Raw genomic sequence first — 19,789 nt, 5'->3', positions numbered from 1 at the left:
TGGAGGGCAACCCTTCTCAAAAGGGTGTTCTCTTCTGTTGTAACTAATCCTTTCAATTGAAGCTGAAAATCCTGCACATCACCTCCTTTCCAAAAATTAACTTGCTTCAGCCAGTTGATGTAAACTCAATGAAATTGCCTGAGCAACGGCGCCCATTGCAGAAGAGCGCCTGCCAAGCACGGCAGAAGTAATGGTCACTGCTTGCGAGGCAACTTTGAGGCTGCGTTGTTTAGCCACTTTACGCACCGGTTCAAGCAGTAAATCACCGACCTGAGCAACCCCTCCGCCAATCACAATCCTGGTCGGATTAAAGAGGTTAATCAAATTCGCCAGCGCAGTTCCGAGGTAATAACCCGCTTCTTGAACCAACTTTTGGGAAAGATGATCCCCTTTGCGGGCTGCAGCGATCACATCCATTGCACTTATGGTTTCTATGGAAGGGCGCTCACTCAATGTAGTGCGTGTGCCGGCTTTGATGGCTCGAATCGCTTTCTGAGCAATAGCCCGTCCGCCGGCTAGCGCCTCCAAACACCCGCGATTCCCACAGGTGCATAAAGGTCCATCTTCCTCAATAGTTACGTGACCGATTTCACCCGCACATCCGGTCGTACCGCGGTAAATCTGTCCCTCGATTAACAATCCCGCCCCGATACCGGTGCCGACTTTGATATAAACCAGATTATCTACCCCACGGCCGGCTCCAAATGCCCATTCTCCCAAAGCACCAAACTCGGCATCATTCCCAAGCGTCACCGGACATCCCCATGCCTTCTCCAACCACTCGCGAATCGGGAAGAGATCCCACCCCGGCATAATGGGAGGGCCGCTGACCATTCCAGCATCAGTCACAATCGGACCGGGCACCCCAACACCAATGGCCGTAATTTGACTCAATTTCACGCCGAGTTGTTCCAGCCACGAGCGCATCATTTGATCAACAAAGGGCAGGCAAACCTGTGGCCCCTCAAAAATGTCCAGCGAGGCTTCAATTTCATCAATTACATGAGCAAGATAATCCGCCAATACAAAAGTTACGTGGGTCGCCCCGATGTCCACTCCCACCACCAGCCCACCTTGCGGGTTGATTTCCAGAGCAATTGCACGTCGCCCACGCGAGGATTGGCCGTTCGTTTCACGTACCAGACCGGCTTTGATCAAATCCCCAACAATTGCGGTAACAGCCGCACGGGTTAATCCCAGCTCCCGCGAAAGTTCTATTCTCGAAATTCCGCTTGGGCTGAAACGGATTAAGTCCAGCGCGGCGTGCTTGTTAAGATTTTTAACACTTGCTTTGGGAACTTGCCAAAAAGTCGTGTCCAAAGAGCGCATTTCTCCCTATATCTTGTAAAGATTATAACCAAATTCGAAAGAATGTCAAGTAACTTAACAATCGCGGGAGAATACAGAAATATAATGTATATACAACATTATATCACGTCGGAATCGTTTCGAGTATAATTTGCTTCATGTTCCAAACATCCATCTGGCGATTAATCAAAACCACACCCGCCCCTGGCGCCTGGAATATGGCACTGGATGAGGCCATGCTCCAGTTTGCAGCTGAGGGTAAATCTCCCCCAACCTTACGGTTGTACGCCTGGGAGCCTCCCTGCCTTTCATTGGGTTATGCACAACCCATCAAGGATGTAGATTTTCAAAATTTGATCGAGAACGGCTGGGAACTGGTACGCCGTCCTACCGGAGGTAGAGCAATTTTACACACGGATGAACTGACTTACGCGGTCATTGCCCCCCAAACTGAACCTCGGGTTGTCGGCTCAATTCTGGAAAGTTACCGCCGCCTTTCAATGGCATTGGTAGAGGCTTTGCGATTATTGGACCTACCCGCCACGGCAGATAAAGAATACCCGCTTCCCGAAGGTAGCCAACCAAACGCAGCCGTTTGTTTTGAAGTGCCATCCAATTACGAAATCACCGTTAACGGTAAAAAATTAATCGGCAGCGCTCAGGCTCGCCGCTACAAAGGAGTCCTCCAGCACGGCTCTTTGCCCTTATATGGTGACCTGACCCGCATCACACAAGCCCTACGCTTCGAATCTGAGACCGAACGTCAACAGGCTGCTCAGCGATTGTTGGATCATGCCACTACGGTTGAGATGGTGCTCGGCAAAGTCTTAGATTGGGAAACGGCTGCAGCGGCTTTCAAAACCGCCTTTGAGCGAATCCTGAACATTGAATTTGTGGAAACCGAACCAGAACCCGATGAATTGAGATGTGCAGAGGATTTATTTATTCAAAAATATGCTCATCCTTCATGGACAGAGCGCATCTAATGCCCTTTCTCTTACTTGATAAAGATCACATCAGCGTAACCCAGACTGCGGAACAACCGGCCGAGATAGGACTCGGCGTTTAATTGAGCCCAATTCAAAATACCATCTGCCAGCGCGCTTTTTTCAATCTCACGAACAGCTGCCTGGCGCGCCAGTGTTTCTAATTGGATTTCCCCCCGGCGTAATATCCCGGTTTCCCGATCATAAACATACGAAAGGTCATTGTCGAGAGTGGTCAAAAAAATTTCAGCTTCTGGCAAACGAACGTACAAAATACCATTTTGAACCCATAAATCTTCGGGTTTTAATTTTTCCAGGTCCACGCCGGCAATCACTTTACCATGCGCCACGAATAGCAATTTATCCCCAAACAAAAAACCTAGGTCATTTTGTCCCGTTTCAGCTGTAATGATCTTTTCCATAGAGTATTGCGCCGTTTCCAGACGGGCTAACGAGCGAATTTCGTAGATAATCGTTACAGGATCCGGTACAATGGTAGGGGTGGGGTTAAATAGTAAGGCTGATTGAGTTGCAATGGCATCCCGGACTTGCTCCACGGGTTGTAAAGCCTGTTGAGTTGTGTTTCGCACCACCGATACCAGCACAAAAATAGCCAGTGCAAAAATTAAAGCAAACGACAAAATCACCAGCAAGACCGTTTTTAGAATAGTATTGAAATTCATCTCACCACCGATACCCAATCACTTCTACAGAAATGAACCGCCAATCCGATTATAATCAACATACATCCACTTCGGAGCAAAATCTGTGTGATTAATCCTCCCGCCTTCTCCCCATCATCCAATTCCATTTTTTCCATCCTAAGCGGATTAATGATGATCCTGATTCTGGTTGCATGCAGCGTCCAGCCGGCCCAAACGCCCACCCCAACCTTCACATTAACTCTAACCGAGGTGACCACTTCCACGCCCACCCCTGCACCGCTCGGTAGCAGCCAGAATCCACTGCGGATGGCTTTCCTTCAGGAGGGTGAGGGTAATCGCCGGATTGAAATCTCCCGCGAAGAAATTCGTGACTATCTTAAAGAAACCACCGGTTACGAATTTGAAATCGTAGTTTTTGAAAAACCTGCGGATCTTTTTGAAGCCCTTAAAGAGCAGAAAATCCATCTTGTCTGGCTGCAGCCATTAACCTATCTCCACGCTCACAATCTAGGATTGGTAAAACTCGGTCTCCTCACCAATCACTTTGGGACTTTCTACTACGGTACTCAGTTCCTCGCTAATGTCGAGAGCGGTTACGTGTCCTATTTTGACCCGCTCGCCAACCTCAGCACAGCCGATGCCCAAACTGCCCTTTCCCAATTGAGTGGTGGTCGGCCTTGTTGGGTTGAACCCGGTTCGATTTCGGGTTACATTCTCCCCTTTGGAATTTTAGAACAACTGAGCATTCCCACCCAAAGCGGTGTGTTTGCCCAGACTCACCCGGCTGTGGTTCGCGCGTTGTATATAAAAGGCATATGTGATTTCGGAGTGACATTTTCCATATCTGGTGACCCCCGCACCTCCAGTCAGGTGATCAACGACCTGACCGACGCCCCGCAACGCATTGTCGTCATCTGGCAAACCAACCCGGATATTCCAAATATGAACCTCTCCTACGCCGTCTCGGTTAGCGACTCGATTATCAAACAGATCAATTCTTCATTGCTTGAACTGGTAAAAACAACTGACGGCAAGCGCCGTATCACACAAGCCTTAAGTGATTATGATGTTCAAGATTTACAAGTCGTGGATGACTCGGTTTATGACCCGCTGCGCGCGGCGGTGCGCTGGTCTGGGGTAGATTTAGCCGATTGGATTGGTCGCTGAAGTATCCTTTCCTTACACGCCGGGTTACTGGCACGAACCTTGTACGATCCGAATAACATTTGTGCCTGCTGAGCATGGTAAAATCGCCACATGGTCAAAAAAATTCTGATGTTCCTGTTTCGCTTTTTCCTTTTTACCGCCATTGCCATCATTTTGATTTTGGGTATTCCCAATTTAATTGCAGAATGGTTTGCCCGATCCCGCCAGTTTCAGGTTACCCAAACCCCATTTGCACCGGTAGCCATCGTTTTCGGTGCAGGATTGACCCGCGATGGGCAACCCTCACCGGTATTGCGCGACCGTGTGGCTGCTGCTGCTCAGCTGTACTTTGACGGGAAAGTCCAAAAAATCTTAATGAGCGGGGACAACCGGTTTGTTGAGTACAATGAACCTGGAGCAATGAAGCGCTTTGCCCTTTCTTTAGGAGTACCAGAAGAAGACATTGTTTTGGATTATGCCGGCCGGCGCACCTATGATACTTGTTACCGCGCCCGTCACATATTTGGTGTCCGTCAGGCAGTCCTGGTCACTCAACGTTTTCACCTGCCTCGAGCCATTTTTACCTGCAATTTCCTGGGGATCGAGTCAGTCGGTGCAATTGCCGACCAGCGGGTGTACAGTCGTTACGCTTATCGTTTTTGGCGTATCCGCGAGATACCCGCTACGGCCATGGCGTTTATGGATGTGTTTATCACCCGGCCTTTGCCGGTATTGGGTACACCAGAACCAATCTTTGGATTGACGGATGAAACTTCCATGCAGGAGCAGACTCACCCATGAACCGAGAAGAAGCGTTTGTTATCGTCACAAAATACGTCAAGAACCAAAACCTGATCAATCACATGCTGGCAGTTGAGGCTGCCATGCAGTTTTACGCCGAAAAATTAAATCAAGATGTGGAACTCTGGCGGGTAACGGGTCTTTTACATGATTTTGACTGGGAAATTCACCCCACCCTGGAAGAACACCCACAAGCCGGGGTATCCATTCTACGTGAACATGGCGTCTCCGAAGAGATCATTCGTGCGATTCTCAGTCATGCTGATCATACCGGTGTACCGCGTCAAACTTTGATGGAAAAAGCTCTTTTTGCATGTGACGAAATAACTGGATTAATCACCGCCGTGGCGCTGGTGAGGCCCTCTCGTTCACTCTATGATCTCACCTCTACCTCGGTAAAAAAGAAATGGAAGGATCGGGCTTTCGCAGCCGGTGCAAACCGCGAAGAAATCGCTCGCGGAGCTGAGGAATTTGGGGTGGAATTATGGCAACATGTGGACAACGTCATTCTGGCTATGCGAAAAATAGCCCCCCAATTAGGTCTTGAAGGCAATCTCAAACCGGAGTAATCAGTTTCACCTTCATCAGGGAGGATCGTATGAATGGATTAGCGGGGAAAGGCTTTTTTATCTGGAAAATTCAGGATTGTGAAGGGGGAAATCCTCAGGCCATTGCTGAAGCCGCACAACGGGCCGGATTTACGCATGTTTTGATCAAAATCGCTGATGGCGGCTGGCCGGTCAACATTGATCGCAAGACCAACACCGACCTCCTCCCCCCGGTGGTACAAGCCCTGCGCGAGAAGAATATTCGGGTTTGGGGCTGGCATTACGTTTATGGCAATGATCCCCTGGCTGAGGCTAATGTGGCTATCCGTCGCATTCAACAATTTCAACTGGATGGATACGTCGTTGACGCAGAAATCGAGTACAAACAGGCCGGTAGGGATCGGGCCGCCCGGCGATTTATGGGTAAACTCAGGGAAGCATTGCCCAACATTCCAATTGCCCTCTCCTCATACCGCTTTCCTTCCTACCATCCCCAGCTGCCATGGAAAACCTTTCTGGAATTTGCAGATTACAACATGCCTCAGGTTTATTGGGAAAAAGCCCATAATCCCGAAGCCCAGTTACGGCGGAGCGTTCGAGAATTTCAGAATATGACGCCTTTCCGGCCGGTAATTCCTACCGGCCCAACCTACAAAACCGGCGGATGGGCTCCAACCGAACAGGATATCCTCGAATTCTTGCGCACAGTACAGGCTTTGGGGTTGAGCGGGGTAAATTTCTTTTCCTGGGACGAATGCCGCAAACAAACTCCCGCCCTGTGGGATGTGATCGCCCAATTTTCCTGGTCACCCCAACCTCCGCCACCGGATATTGTTGACCTCTACTTCCAGGCACTCAACCTGCACGATCCATCGCTCATGCTGCATCTTTACCATCCAGATGCAGTCCACATTACTCCTGCCCGGGTAATCCAGGGCAGTCAGGCAATTCGGGCCTGGTACACCACTTTATTCAACGATCTCTTACCCCAGGCAAGTTTTACCCTGACCCACACAACCCAAAGCGGCAGCACCCGCCACTTCAACTGGACAGCCCAATCCGGTAATGCAACCGTGAAAAATGGCGCCGACACCTTCGGTATCATGGATGGAAAAATCGCCTACCATTACACCAACTTCACCATATCCGCTTAAGATGATTTCTCCGTCGGTTTTCGCCCGCGCCTCTTCGCTGTAGGTTGAACTTGCTCCGCTTGAGTTGACTGCCTTTTTGACCTTCCTCTGGTTGTGGAGGATTGGGAAGATGCTTTCTTATCCGGCTCGGATGAAGTGAGTGTCGTCTTGCGACTGCGCCTGACCGGTTTCGACCCGACCGACGGAGTTTCCATAGGGAGTTCACCCTGCTTTGGTTGAGCAGTCTTTCTGCTGCCTTTTGCGGGTTGTTTTGGTGTCTCTGAACCAGGCTTTACGCTTCCAGCCCCTTTTTCAGTCACTCGGCGAGGTCGTTTGGGGGTTTTTTCCTGCCCCTCCGCCTCCCATTTGCCCAATTTCTGGACAATTGGCAGTACATTCCTGACCCTCTCACCGGGTTTTAAATCAAAGAGAGGTTTTCCACTGGCTGCTCTTTTGCCGGCAGGTATACTATCCAGACGAATGCTTTTGGCTGCCAGATGTTCAAAATAAATCAAGATATTTAATTCCGCCGGCCCGCTAATCCCACCAACCAGCCCGGTTCCTTTTCCCAGCCGTGCCGCGATGATTCCCTGCCCATAACGGCCCTGGAGAACAGTTTGGGTAGCAGGCATGCGCCAACCCTTTCCATCCTCCGACACTAAAAGCATATCTTCTTCCTTGTTAAAGATCATCCCGCCAACCACTTCATCGCCGTTGCTCAATTTGATCCCGTTAACACCAGCCGCAACCAATCCCATTGGGCGGACTTCACCCTCCGCAAAGCGAATCATCATTCCGCCTTTGCTCACCAGAACAATTTCATCGTTCCCCGCCGTGATGAGAACATTCAACAGTTCATCACCGCTGTTGATTTTCACCAGAGTAAAGGTCTGCGCCGAAGGTCCGGGTAATTCGCGCAAATCGGTTTTTTTGACCATTCCATTTCGACTGATTGTGACGACAAAATAATCTTTATCTGATGGAATCCTCATTGGAGAAGAAAACAAAACCACGGGCAGGGTTTCACTGCCTAATGGACAGGCTTTGAAAACAGGGATTCCATCCGCAAAATTTTCCACATCTGGCAGGGATTGGACGGCAATCGCGGCACACCGTCCATCTTTTGCAGCCAGATAAAGGGTATGGTTTGAGCCGGAAAGGAGCAATAACGCCGGAGCATCTTTTCCGCTAAAGCGAGTCAATTTTTCGGCAGTCATTCTCCCGATCAAACCCTCTTGGGTCATCCCAACCCAGACCTTTTCCTCCGGCATCAATTCACTGGTGGTCAGGATATCTCTGGCTGCCGCACCTTGTTTCAGCGAAACAATTTGTGTCCGACGGCGATCCGCATACTTCTGCTTGATACTGACAAGTTCTTCGGCAACTGCTTCTCTCAATTTTTTCGGCGATCTGAGTAATTCTGTCAGGGATTTGATCAATTTGAGCGTTTCTTGATATTCCAATTCAATTTTCTTCCGCTCCAATGCAGCCAACCGACGCAGTTGCATTTCCAGAATGGCATTTGCCTGAATTTCACTCAACTTATAGCGTTTCATCAATTTCGCGCGAGCATCTTCCACATCCTGTGCCTTGCGAATCAAATTGATTAATTCATCCAGATTGGCCAGGGCTACCCGCAAACCCTCCAGGATATGCGCCCGTTGGCGGGCTTTTTCCAGGTCATGTTCACTGCGCCGCCGTACGACCGTAATTCGATGATCCAGATAAACCCGTAAAGCCTGCTTTAGGGAGAGTAAACGCGGCTCGCCATCAACGAGTGCAAGCAGTGAAATACGGAAAGTGCTTTGCAAGGGAGTGCGTCGGTAAAGTTCGCGTAATACATTCTGTTCTTCAGCAACTTTATTCAACTCAATGACAATTCGCATTCCCTGCCGGTCGGATTCATCCCGCAGGTCGCTAATCCCCTCCAATTCGTTTTCGCGGGCAAGTTCCGCAATCCGTTCGATGAGCGAGGCTTTATTGATCTGGTAGGGTAGCTCAGTGATGATAATCCGGCTCTTGCCCCTGCCCATATCCTCCAGCTGAACTTTTCCCCGCAGGGTGACCTTGCCCCTGCCGGTTGCGTAGGCAGAAAGTAAATCCTCCCCGCCGTTTTCCTGGAGGATAATCCCGCCAGTTGGAAAATCAGGCCCGCGTACGAATTTCATCAAATCATCAACACCAATATCTTCCAAACGCTCCCATCGTTCCAACATGTAGATGAGTGCATCAATCACCTCCCCGAGGTTGTGGGGTGGAATACTGGTTGCCATACCCACCGCTATCCCAGAGGCTCCATTGATCAGCAAATTGGGCAAGGCAGCCGGCAGGACGAGCGGTTCGTTCAAGGAGTCATCGAAATTCCGCTCAAAATCAACTGTGTCGCGGTCAAGTTGAAGCAGTAAATCTAACGCAATCGGTGTCAGGCGGGCTTCGGTATACCGCATTGCAGCCGGCGGATCGCCGTCAATGGAGCCGAAATTGCCCTGTCCATCAATCAGCGGATAGCGCATGGTGAAGTCCTGCGCCATGCGCGCCATGGCTTCGTAAACCGCTTGATCTCCATGTGGATGGTATTTACCCAAAACTTCACCAACGATTCTGGCAGATTTTTTAAATGCCGAATCGGCTCTCAGCCCCATATCGTACATACCGTAAAGGATTCGCCGTTGCACCGGTTTTAAGCCATCCCTGGCATCCGGTAAGGCTCGAGCAACAATGACGCTCATCGCATAATCCAGATACGATTGCTGCATCTCAAGGTCAATATCTACTTTACGAACGAGTCCAATCTCCATCAAAAACCGCTCCTCACTGGATCAGTTTAAAAATTATTTTTCAATTCAGTTTATCATGGAAAGCCATTGGACGAACTTAAAAACAGCGAGGGCATTAACCTGCCCTCGCTGCTGTTCAATTGATCCAATTGATTAATCTGAACTGGTGATATTGGCGACCGAAATGCGGTGAACTTCCTGATCGTTGTTCTTGTTTTCCTGCAGGGCTTTGAAACGCCCGTATTCAAAGCCCGTCCCAGCTGGGATCAATTTTCCGATAATCACATTCTCTTTCAGACCGTAGAGCGGATCCTCGGCACCGGCAATGGCTGCCCCTGCAAGAACTTTGATCGTATGCTGGAATGAGGAAGCAGAGAGGAACGAATCGGTGCTCAGAGATGCCTTGGTTACACCCAGCAAAATTTCCGCAAAGCGGGCTGGTTGTTTGCCCTCGCGGATCATCTGCTCGTTCACCCGGCGTAATTCAAGCCGATCAACGATATCCATCGGCAGGTAATGCGTATCACCCGGCCGGATCACCTGAACGCGGCCCATCATCTTGCGGATGATCACCTCAAAGTGCTTGTCATTGATGTTTTGACCCTGCGCGCGATAGACTTTCTGAATTTCGCTCAGCAGGTACAACTGGCAGGCATCGCGTCCTTTGATTTTCAAGATGGTATGCGGGTTCAACGAACCTTCGGTCAACGGCTGGCCGGCTTCAACGTGTTCACCGTCTTTGATCAGTATCCGCGAGGTAGAGGGAATTTCATATTCCTCGGATTCGCGTTGTTCATAGGTGACAATCACTTTACGGCCTTCGATGCGAACCCGCCCGGTGTGTTGGGCTGTGATGGAGGCTTCTCCCTGTACCGCGATGGGATCACTTAACGAAACGGTTCCCTCGTCCTTGACAACGATATCCCAGCCTTCGGGGATCTCGTACTCATCACTGACCAGTTCGCTGTGTTCGACTCGCACCACACGCTGATCGCTGTAGCGGTCAGATTGGATAATCTTTGCCACACCGGAAATACGCGTGATCACGGCCTCGCCTTTAGGAGTTCGTCTGGCTTCAAACAACTCCTCCACGCGCGGTAAACCGGTGGTAATATCGCCGCCGGCAGCCACCCCACCCGTGTGGAAGGTGCGCAATGTCAATTGCGTACCCGGCTCGCCAATGGATTGGGCAGCAACGATTCCAACTGCCGCACCCAGTTCAACCATCTTACCGCGTCCCAGATCCATACCGTAACACTTGGCGCATACCCCGTGAATCAATTCACAGGTAAGCGGTGAGCGCACTTTGACCTCATCAATACCGGCCTGCAGCAGACGGCGGATGCGGTCATGGTCGAGCAAATCATCCCGTTCGGCTAACACTTCTCCGGTCAACGGATCAATGACCCGCTGAGCAACGGTGCGGCCGTACAAGCGTGCACTCATGGGTTGGCCTGCCACATCATCCGCCTTGCGGATCCAGATGCCTTCCTGAGTACCGCAATCCACCTCGTTGACAATCATGTCCTGCGCCACATCAACCAGGCGGCGGGTCAGGTAACCCGCATCGGCTGTACGCAGCGCCGTATCTGCCAAACCTTTTCGCGCACCATGGGTTGAAATGAAGTACTCCAGCGCAGTCAGACCTTCGCGGAAATTGGACTGAATCGGGAGGCGGATGATACGGCCGGCCGGGTCAGCCATTAAACCGCGCATTCCCGCCAGCTGAGAAATTGGGCCAAAACCGCCTTTGGTTGCACCCGAATTCGCCATTGTTGCCAGGTTACCGGTCGGATTCATGGCACGCCGCACAGCATCTGCCACTTCCTTGGTGGTTTGCTGCCAGATTTCAATTTCTCGTTCGTTGCGCTCCTGCTCGGTCAACAAACCACGCCGGTAAGACCGCTGAACATTTTCGATTTTTTGTTGGGCGCGTTCCAAAATTTCTTTCTTATCCGCCGGCATGGTGATGTCATCAACCGAAATGGTCGCACCAGAACGCATGGCATACTCAAACCCGATGTCTTTGATCCGATCTGCAACGTCGGTTGTGACATCCTCGCCGCAAAATTCATATACATCGGCAATCAGGTCTTTTACACCGCCCTTATCCAGCGTTTCGTTAACAAACTGCACCTTTTCCGGCAAAATGCGGTTGAATAAGGCTCGTCCCACCGTGGTTTCGATCATCGCCCGTCGGGGTTCCGGCAAACGATTATTCTGATCATCATACCAGGTATCCACGACCAGCTTAATCCGGGTGTGAACATCTACCTGGTCGAGCTGGTAGGCCAGTTCAACCTCATCCAAATCGCTAAAGTAGCGTCCATTTCCTGGGTGTTCTTTATCATCTATCATGGTCAGATAGTACACACCCAGCACCATATCTTTAGACGGACTGATAATCGGCTCGCCATCCGCTGGTTTGAGCAGATTGCGCGAAGAAAGCATCAATTCACGGGCTTCGCGCACCGCTTTTTCGGAAAGCGGAACGTGCACCGCCATTTGATCACCGTCGAAGTCAGCATTGAAGGCGGTAGTCACCAGCGGATGTAATTGAATGGCGCTGCCTTCGATCAGAATTGGCTCAAAGGCTTGAATACCCAGGCGGTGGAGCGTTGGCGCACGATTCAACAATACTGGCCGGTCTTTAATCACCTCTTCAAGAACTTCCCAAACTTCAGGCCGGTTGCGTTCGATGAACCGACGGGCGCCTTTCACGTTGGCAGCATACCCATGCGCTACCAGGCGTGCAATCACAAAAGGCCGGAACAATTCCAAAGCCATCGTCTTGGGCAGGCCGCACTGGTACAGTTTGAGAGTCGGGCCGACTACAATGACCGAACGACCGGAGTAGTCCACCCGTTTACCCAGCAGATTGCGGCGGAAGCGGCCCTTCTTGCCTTTGAGCATATCGCTCAATGACTTCAATTCTCGCCGGCCTCTGCGCGAAAGAGCCTTGCCGCGTTGAGAATTATCAATCAGCGAATCCACCGCTTCTTGAAGCATGCGCTTCTCATTGCGCACAATCACATCCGGTGCGCCAAGTTCGAGCAGGCGTTTCAAACGGTTGTTACGGTTGATCACCCGCCGATAAAGATCGTTCAAATCCGAAGTCGCAAAACGCCCACCATCCAGCTGAACCATAGGGCGCAAGTCCGGCGGAATCACGGGTAAAACCGTGAGAATCATCCATTCGGGACGATTTTGAGAACGGCGAAAGGCCTCTACCACCTTGAGCCGGGTAGTTGCTTTTTTACGTTTTTGCTTGCTCTTGGAGGTGCGTACTTCATGCCACAACTCTTCCGAAAGTTTATCCAGATCGAGCCGGCGCAACACATCATAGAAGGCCTCGGCTCCCATGTCCGCTCGGAAAACCTGACCCCAGCGCGATTTCAATTCGCGATAACGGGTTTCGGTCAGGAAAGTAAAAGGCCGCAGCTCCTGCAGTTCATCCCGCAGGCGGGAATTGGCATTTTGAGAAACGTTGGATTGATCTTCCAATTGATTGCGCAAGGCTTCCATTTCTGTTTCGGCCTGCGCACGGACTTCCTCGATCTGCATTTTGATCTGTTCCAGATCGCGCTGAAACTGATCCCGGAATTCATTTTCCAGTTCGTCCAGACGTTCCTTAACTACTCGCTGAACCCTGCCGATATGTTGAGCCGAAACTGTCTCGCCTGCGCCGACGATTTCGGTATTGGTCGCCGAAAATACAATTGCCGTGCGGGTAGCGCTTCCAATCTTATCCTGCAACTGGCGCTCCAGTGACTGACCTTCTTGAATGACCGGCTCCAGGCGCTGGGCAATCAGTTCGTCACGGCGGGCTTCCATATCCTGCCGGCGTTGATTCAGCTCGGCAATTTTACGGTCACGCGCCTGCTTGACTTCCAGAATCCGCGCGTTAATTTCGGCCGCCTGCTCCCGTTCCGACACGCTGATTTCATCTTCCAGACGTTTTAGGGCCTTGTTACGGGCGTCTTCATCCACATAGGTCACGATGTACTGAGCAAAATAAAGCACCCGGTCGAGGTTACGGCGTGAAATATCCAGCAGCAGACCCAGGTATGAGGGAACACGGCGGGTATACCAGATATGTGCCACAGGTGTAGCCAGCTCAATGTGCCCCATCCGCTCACGCCGAACCGAGGCACGCGTGACTTCCACACCGCATTTATCACAGACAATTCCTTTGTAGCGTGGATTTTTGTACTTTCCGCAATAACATTGATAGTCCCGGGTCGGCCCAAAAATGGCTTCGCAAAAGAGACCATCTTTTTCGGGCCGCAACCGGCGGTAGTTGATGGTTTCAGGTTTCAGTACTTCCCCGTACGACCAGCTGCGAATAGTATCTGGGGACGCAAGGCTGATGCGCAGTGCAACTAAGCTTTTCGTTTCCACGAACGTGCCTCCTCTTTTATTTCAAACCACACAATTTAAACAAATAGAAACGCACGAGAGTCCTTCCCTTGCGTTGAGCTTATGAGATCATCAAATCGAATGCATGCATGCAAATGATAATTATAGCACAATCTATCAAATTTCAAGTGTAATTTACAGATCAATTTTCATTTTTTAAGGTTTGCAACACCCCCATTTCGTACCGCTTCCTCAGTTATCGTCAGTGGTTGATCCACTGGCAATTCCATATAAAAGATACTTCCCTTACCCAGCTGACTATCTACCCACACCCGTCCGTGGTGCCGCTCGGCAATGGACTTTACAATCGCCAATCCCAGCCCAGAACCTCGTTTCTCGTAGGCTTCCCGTCGCCCGCTTCGATAAAATTTCTCGAACAAGCGAGGTAAATCTAACGGTGCAATCCCGATTCCGTTATCATGGACTTCAAATGTTAATCGTTCATTGCCCGGGCGTACCCGTACCATGACCTGACCGTCGTTACGTGTGTATTTTATAGCATTATCTACCAGATTAATCAAGGCTTGTTGCAATAATGCCAGATCAGCTTTGATCATCAACCGTCTTCCGTCTTGCGGCCCTTCAAAGGTTAACTGAATGTTCTTTTGGGAGGCATGTGGTTGATATTGACGGATAATTTTTTCCACAACGATCATCGGATCCACCTCCTCCAACTTGAGGGGTATTCCCGATTCAATCCGACTCAGATCCAGCAAATTATTCACCAGATGAGTCATGTCCTCAACCGTGGATACAATTTTGTTAACATAAATTTGCTGCTGTTCATTCAACTCACCGATCATATTCAGCATGGTGCTATAACCACGCAACAATGTCAGGGGTGTGCGTAAATCGTGACTGACGGTTGCCACAATTTCCGACTTAAGAGCATCCAATTCTTTATAATGAGTGATGTCCCGCAGCACACAAACTTTTCCTACCTGATAATCCTCACCCATCACCGGAGCGACACTGGCGTAAAATACTTTTCCATTCGATAACTGAATTTCTCGGGAGGCGATTCGATCTTCCAACGAACCGCTGATCAACCTGATCAGATTTTCCGAGCTCACCACATCCTGAAGCGGCCGACCCGGTAAGGCTGCCGAAATTAGACCCGGAACATGGATGGCAGCCGGATTGAGCAGCAATAACCGATCCTTTTCATCAAACACCAACACCGGCTCAGGCACCGAAGTCAGTACCGCCTCCAAACGCCGCCTGCCAATTTCAGCTGATGCGTATAAGCGGGAATTTGCCGCCGCTAAGGCTGCTTCACTGGCCAGGGTATTCAGAAACCGTACTTCATCTTCGCTGAAGTTTTTCGGTTTATCATACGCCAGCCACAAAGCCCCATAATATGTCGTTTCAAAAAACAGACCGAAGGCAATCAACGCAGCAGGGTGCGGTTGACCACCGACCGCGCTGATTCGGCGCACCCGGCTGGTGTTTGGAATGGAGAGCAGATGATGCGAGCGCATTTGTTCGAAAATTTGACCATCCAGATGGTGGTACAAGTCCGGTTGTTTCCCCACCCCCCAACTGACCAGTTGATCCCCTTCAAGATCCAGTTGCACTTCTTGAATCAGGACAACTCGAGCAGAGACACAATCTTCATCCAGCGCCGCTTTGAGAATCGGCTGAATTGCCTCAGAAATTTCCAGATTGGCAGCCACTCCTTGACTGACCACCAGCAGTTGATTTAATTCTTCAAGCCTCTTTTTGAGGCTGATGCGCATAGTTTCAAAGGCTTTAGCCAGCCGCCCAATTTCATCGTTACCCTTGCTCTCAATGGCATGATCCAGCTCGCCAAGGGAAATGTGAACTGCCTGATCAGTGAGTTTGAGCAAATTACGAGTCACAACGCGGACTATCCCGAACATTAATGCCGAACCAGTCCCAAACAAGATGAGCAGGATAACCAGAGTCGGGATGGCAATATTCAAAGCAATTTGCTGAGCAACACTGGCGGGCACCCGCGCCACCACCTGCCAGGGACGTCCGGTGACTTGCTCGGCCAGCACCAGCAGGCGTGTACCGGTTGGAGAGGTATCTTCGTACAATCCTGCACCGACCTGTAGATTCCCGAGAAATTGATCGGCTGCTGTAAGGGGTGTAGCATTCGATGTCTGGTAAAGAATGTTTCCCTGTTCATCTAGAATGAAACCCTCACCGCCGTTTTCCAGCACCCCTTCCAGAGCACTGAGGGCGGGCTGGGTAAATGGGTTACTCTCAAAATCAGTTCTGCCGAGAATTGTACCTTGAATAATTCCCGTTTCATCCTTGATCGATGCGATAAATGCGACCTGTGCCGATTTTTCACCCGGATAGGGTGGGATTGGATAAACCTGAACAATAACCCCGTTCAACGCCAGGGCAATCCCCACTTCCTCATCCGGCGAAAGTCTTAAGTCCATGCTGCCTTCTGCGGGATAAGCATTCAATGGTTGGCCACCCTTGTCGAATACCACCAGTTGGCGAAAATAGGGCACAGCCCGAATATCTTCCATCAAAAGCAGTTGTACTTCTGAATTTGATTTTTGGACTAAATCGGGCTTTGCAAAATCAATGATCAAACTTTGTCCACTTTCTAAAAAATAGGGGAGTGATTGAGAAGCAACCCGGGTTAATCCCTGCAAACGCGATTCCATCATCTGCCGGGCAGCCTGCCCGGCTACCCACCAGTCTGCCAGAATCAATATAACGAACAACAATACTGCCAGGGGCACGGTAAACAACAAAAATCGGCTTTGCAGGCTGGTCTCATTGGGAGAAGGAAGCAATTGCTGCGGTTTTTTCCACAATGCCGGCAGAAATAAATAAATCAGCTCAAAAAACAAACCGCCAAATCCCAATTCAATTCCACGCACAATGTATTGCGGCCAGTTCTGTGCAAGAGCAAAATCCAGCCTTTCAGCCAGATTACCGGGAATGGCAAAAAATGAGACGAACAGAAATATTGGCAGGTAGGCAATCCAAACAATAACCGCCCCGCCCAAAGGGTGGCGTAACATTTTATAAAAGGCAGTGCGGTAGCTTTGGGAAAGTGCAATGCCGATGAATAAACCTAAAAACCCCCACTCAACAATGGAGAACAAATCGTGGGTTGCAAACAGCCCAAGGAATAAGCCGGTGAAAAGACCGGTCAACAGCGAGGGAAGCAAACCAGCCAAACCCGCCGCAAAAAAAATGGGGAACGCCACAAAAACCAGCACCCCCGTCCGGTTCACTTCTAGCGGGAGGTTTGGTACAGCGCCACTCTGCAAGATAGACAACTGAAGTTCAAGGAGCAGAATTGCCAGCGGTACAAGCAGCAGCGCAACAAGGAAAACATTCCACTTAACCGGGCGACGAAAATCGGATATACGCCAAATCCTGCCTCCCCCCAATAACACCAATGCCAGCATAGCCAGCCATCCCACCCAACCCGATGAGTGAAATGGCAGGTAAAAGAAAGGATTTTGAAATAGTTGAATATTGAATAGATTCATCTCAACCAGTGGTTAAGATTATAGCATTGCTCCGCAGGATGATGTTTCGGATTTAACGGACGAGTGAGCCTAACCCCGCTTCACGGTTAAATTGCCTCCATGCCAGATCGTAAAAGAAATCCAGCCTTCTTTCTGGTACTTTTATAACATCCTCCAACCAGCCTTGCTCGGCTATTTGCGCCCTGCGAAAACATTCTTGAGTAAACGTCCGCCGCTCTATCTCGCTTCGAGAACGTTTTTCTGATTCCTGATGGAGAAATTCATCCTCCATTTGATTCCGTTCAACCAAAAACAGACGACTTCTTTCAGGATAATTTTTCAATACGGTACGGTGAAGAATTTCATGCTTCCAGAACAAGGTAGTGGGATCAAATGTTCCCCGCGGATGTCCAATCAAATCTTCCGGCAGGCCGCTATCTATCCAGACTGGTTTAAACACACTCAGGCAAGGCGCGGACGTGCCTGTCATCCAATGGGTTGCCCCATTCGGTGTCAGACGGCTGACCATGGATCCAACCGATTGACTGCCCCTTATCGGCCCAAATCCGGCGTGCATACATACCTCAGAACCGGTCAATCCCCGGTCAATTCGTCGTTCCTCCTCCCCAATGCCAGCATGAGAACGCAGCACATTGAACATCGTTTTTTCGGTGACCTTCCCACGATGAATGGAAAGCAGATCAGTGCTGCATTTTTGACGCCGCCTTGCATCACTAAATCGGGTGTAGATTACATCAGAATAGCAGCGGGCAAAGTTAAAATCAGATTTCGATTGACACCATCCCTGCTTGATTGCATATTCAACGAGGCCTGACGAGGCTAAATCCCACGTTTCACCAATTGTCAAAGCATTGGAGATAGAACGGATGTCTTTTACTTTTTCTGCTGCCCAAAACTTGCCAGCAGTTTCTAACACCCACGCCTCTCTGGCATCCGCCAGGATAAAACTGTTGTGGTACACCATTCGATGGCGAAAGCCACAATTCCCACCCTGGCCATATTCCTCTAATAAACTGATGATACAGTATAAAGCCTCCTCCGCAGTGCGGCTGCGTTCCAGAGCCAGACGGATAAAGTCCATCCCGATCAATCCATTTTCTTTTGGATGAGGAACCCGGGTAAATACGGCTTCATTGCCAATAACCACTCCATGCTGATTTGTCCCCATTTCAGCTCCCCATATCCAAAATGGCCTGGCTAACAACACCGCGTAGGTGTGACTCACCTGAGGAATTTCAATGTAAGTGCACTTCACTCTCGAACCAGCGGGGTGTTCTGCTGCCGGGATCAGGATGACCTCATGTGCTTCGTTCGGCTCACGGTCGGAATTTTTGGCGAACAAAACCGAACCATCCGCCGTTGCATTTCCTAAAACTACCATGGTGTCACACATGATCATGTCCTCCCTTTTTCAACCCAAGCGTAAAAAGATCTCTACTGTCGTCCAGCTGCCCGGTTGACTCTGAATGCTCAAGGAGCCTTGAACAATATCCAATATTCGATTAACAACTTCAAGTCCCAAACCGCTTTGCTGAGAGGGATATAGCCTTCTTTCTTTTTGGACAAAACCGCCTAACCCCGCTATTTGTTCGGGAGTCATCCCTCTCCCGTGGTCAATGATTTGAATTCTATAAAGGCCTTTCTCACGAAGCACTTCCCCACGCACACTGATTACACTTCCAACTGGTGAAAATCTGATCGCATTTTCCAGCAGCTCTTCCATTAACTTATGGAAATAGTTTTCAGAAATACAAACCAGAGCCTCGCCAACCTCAATCCGAAAATCCTCACGACGTTCTTCGCTTTCTGGAATTGCGGCAATGGCTGCCAGAACCTCTGATCGGTTAATCTGAAAGCGGGAGTGCCTTGCTCTGGTGATTTTCTCTGCATCCGACAAAATGACCTCCAATTCTGCATAAAATAAATACTTTTGGAGGGAATGCAGCAACCGTTTGGCAGCATTATGAATATCACTGACAATTTCCAGGGTTTGCAAATTGGCTGGTTCAGCAGATAAATTATTGATCAAAAATTCCGAAAATCCCAAAATGACGCTAAGCGGGGTCAACAATTCATGGGGAAGGGAAAGACTGATATTGGTACGCAATTCGATTAATTTTTGTTGAGCTTGCAGACGTAACTGTTCGTGCTTCAACAATCGGGTTTCGATCGCTTGAAGCAGTTCCAATCGGGTAAAAGGTTTGGTGATGTAGTCGTCTGCCCCTAAGACCATCCCTTTTCTCAAATCTTCTCGCTGCGTTTTTGCGGTTAAAAAGATAAACGGTATCGTAGATGTGAATGGGCTCTTGCTGACCACCGTCAATACCCCATAACCATCCACCTTCGGCATCAAGATATCGCACAAAACCAGATCAGGGAATTCCTGCCAGATTTTGTGAATACCCTCTTCTCCATCTTGGGCGCCAACCGCCAGATACCCCTCTTCGCTCAACAGATCAATGATATTTTCGCGAATATCCGATTCGTCTTCGATAACAAGAATTTTTTTCATCCC

General features: G+C 49.8%; 12 protein-coding genes. 5 read left to right on the top strand and 7 right to left on the bottom strand.

Features of this window, described 5'->3' with window-relative positions; translation table 11 throughout:
- Positions 1-96 precede the first annotated feature (96 nt).
- Complete coding sequence (locus tag AC812_RS10325) at positions 97-1,320, bottom strand: ROK family transcriptional regulator (RefSeq protein WP_169787293.1); 1,224 nt, start codon at positions 1,318-1,320, stop codon at positions 97-99.
- 146 nt (positions 1,321-1,466) lie between these two features.
- On the opposite strand from AC812_RS10325, the gene AC812_RS10320 reads away from it, so the two are divergent.
- Positions 1,467-2,294 carry a lipoate--protein ligase family protein gene (locus AC812_RS10320; RefSeq protein WP_062158896.1) on the top strand — a complete coding sequence of 276 codons (828 nt, stop codon included), beginning with the start codon at positions 1,467-1,469 and terminating at the stop codon, positions 2,292-2,294.
- A gap of 11 nt (positions 2,295-2,305) precedes the next feature.
- Here the strand turns inward: AC812_RS10320 and AC812_RS10315 are convergent, their stop codons facing one another.
- Positions 2,306-2,977 carry a DUF4230 domain-containing protein gene (locus tag AC812_RS10315; RefSeq protein WP_061915803.1) on the bottom strand — a complete coding sequence of 224 codons (672 nt, stop codon included), beginning with the start codon at positions 2,975-2,977 and terminating at the stop codon, positions 2,306-2,308.
- Between the two features lie 150 nt (positions 2,978-3,127).
- On the opposite strand from AC812_RS10315, the gene AC812_RS10310 reads away from it, so the two are divergent.
- From AC812_RS10310 to AC812_RS10295, 4 genes are all read left to right on the top strand, one after another.
- On the top strand, positions 3,128-4,126 hold the full coding sequence (locus tag AC812_RS10310; RefSeq protein ID WP_082149039.1) for a phosphate/phosphite/phosphonate ABC transporter substrate-binding protein: 999 nt from the start codon (positions 3,128-3,130) through the stop codon (positions 4,124-4,126).
- Positions 4,127-4,216: 90 nt separating this feature from the next.
- Positions 4,217-4,906, top strand: a complete 690-nt coding sequence (locus AC812_RS10305) for a SanA/YdcF family protein (RefSeq protein WP_114676096.1) — start codon at positions 4,217-4,219, stop codon at positions 4,904-4,906.
- On the top strand, positions 4,903-5,475 hold the full coding sequence (locus AC812_RS10300; protein ID WP_061915798.1) for an HDIG domain-containing metalloprotein: 573 nt from the start codon (positions 4,903-4,905) through the stop codon (positions 5,473-5,475). The genes AC812_RS10305 and AC812_RS10300 overlap by 4 nt, the downstream gene beginning before the upstream one ends.
- Positions 5,476-5,504: 29 nt before the next feature.
- Positions 5,505-6,608 carry a nuclear transport factor 2 family protein gene (locus tag AC812_RS10295; RefSeq protein WP_061915794.1) on the top strand — a complete coding sequence of 368 codons (1,104 nt, stop codon included), beginning with the start codon at positions 5,505-5,507 and terminating at the stop codon, positions 6,606-6,608.
- Here the strand turns inward: AC812_RS10295 and AC812_RS10290 are convergent.
- The 5 genes from AC812_RS10290 to AC812_RS10270 form a co-directional block, all read right to left on the bottom strand.
- Complete coding sequence (locus AC812_RS10290; protein ID WP_061915791.1) at positions 6,605-9,385, bottom strand: DNA gyrase/topoisomerase IV subunit A; 2,781 nt, start codon at positions 9,383-9,385, stop codon at positions 6,605-6,607. The genes AC812_RS10295 and AC812_RS10290 overlap by 4 nt on opposite strands.
- A 132-nt stretch (positions 9,386-9,517) precedes the next feature.
- Complete coding sequence (rpoC, locus tag AC812_RS10285) at positions 9,518-13,765, bottom strand: DNA-directed RNA polymerase subunit beta' (RefSeq protein ID WP_061915787.1); 4,248 nt, start codon at positions 13,763-13,765, stop codon at positions 9,518-9,520.
- 167 nt (positions 13,766-13,932) lie between these two features.
- Complete coding sequence (locus AC812_RS10280) at positions 13,933-17,274, bottom strand: HAMP domain-containing sensor histidine kinase (protein WP_061915784.1); 3,342 nt, start codon at positions 17,272-17,274, stop codon at positions 13,933-13,935.
- A gap of 52 nt (positions 17,275-17,326) precedes the next feature.
- Positions 17,327-18,667, bottom strand: coding sequence for a C69 family dipeptidase (locus tag AC812_RS10275; protein WP_061915781.1), 1,341 nt, complete (start codon positions 18,665-18,667; stop codon positions 17,327-17,329).
- A gap of 18 nt (positions 18,668-18,685) precedes the next feature.
- On the bottom strand, positions 18,686-19,786 hold the full coding sequence (locus AC812_RS10270) for a hybrid sensor histidine kinase/response regulator (RefSeq protein ID WP_061915778.1): 1,101 nt from the start codon (positions 19,784-19,786) through the stop codon (positions 18,686-18,688).
- Between the last annotated feature and the right edge of the window lie 3 nt (positions 19,787-19,789).

The sequence above is a fragment of the Bellilinea caldifistulae genome (genome assembly GCF_001306055.1).
Classification (GTDB): domain Bacteria; phylum Chloroflexota; class Anaerolineae; order Anaerolineales; family Anaerolineaceae; genus Bellilinea; species Bellilinea caldifistulae.
The sequence above is the reverse complement of the archived record's forward strand: the minus strand, read 5'-3'. Positions and strand labels throughout refer to the sequence as shown.

Coding starts and splice junctions, on each gene's coding strand:
- AC812_RS10280 (WP_061915784.1), bottom strand. CDS start 17,274: ATGAATCTATTCAATATTCAACTATTTCAAAATCCTTTCTTTTACCTG.
- AC812_RS10305 (WP_114676096.1), top strand. CDS start 4,217: ATGGTCAAAAAAATTCTGATGTTCCTGTTTCGCTTTTTCCTTTTTACC.
- AC812_RS10310 (WP_082149039.1), top strand. CDS start 3,128: ATGATGATCCTGATTCTGGTTGCATGCAGCGTCCAGCCGGCCCAAACG.
- AC812_RS10300 (WP_061915798.1), top strand. CDS start 4,903: ATGAACCGAGAAGAAGCGTTTGTTATCGTCACAAAATACGTCAAGAAC.
- AC812_RS10295 (WP_061915794.1), top strand. CDS start 5,505: ATGAATGGATTAGCGGGGAAAGGCTTTTTTATCTGGAAAATTCAGGAT.
- AC812_RS10320 (WP_062158896.1), top strand. CDS start 1,467: ATGTTCCAAACATCCATCTGGCGATTAATCAAAACCACACCCGCCCCT.
- AC812_RS10275 (WP_061915781.1), bottom strand. CDS start 18,667: ATGTGTGACACCATGGTAGTTTTAGGAAATGCAACGGCGGATGGTTCG.
- AC812_RS10315 (WP_061915803.1), bottom strand. CDS start 2,977: ATGAATTTCAATACTATTCTAAAAACGGTCTTGCTGGTGATTTTGTCG.
- AC812_RS10290 (WP_061915791.1), bottom strand. CDS start 9,385: ATGGAGATTGGACTCGTTCGTAAAGTAGATATTGACCTTGAGATGCAG.
- AC812_RS10270 (WP_061915778.1), bottom strand. CDS start 19,786: ATGAAAAAAATTCTTGTTATCGAAGACGAATCGGATATTCGCGAAAAT.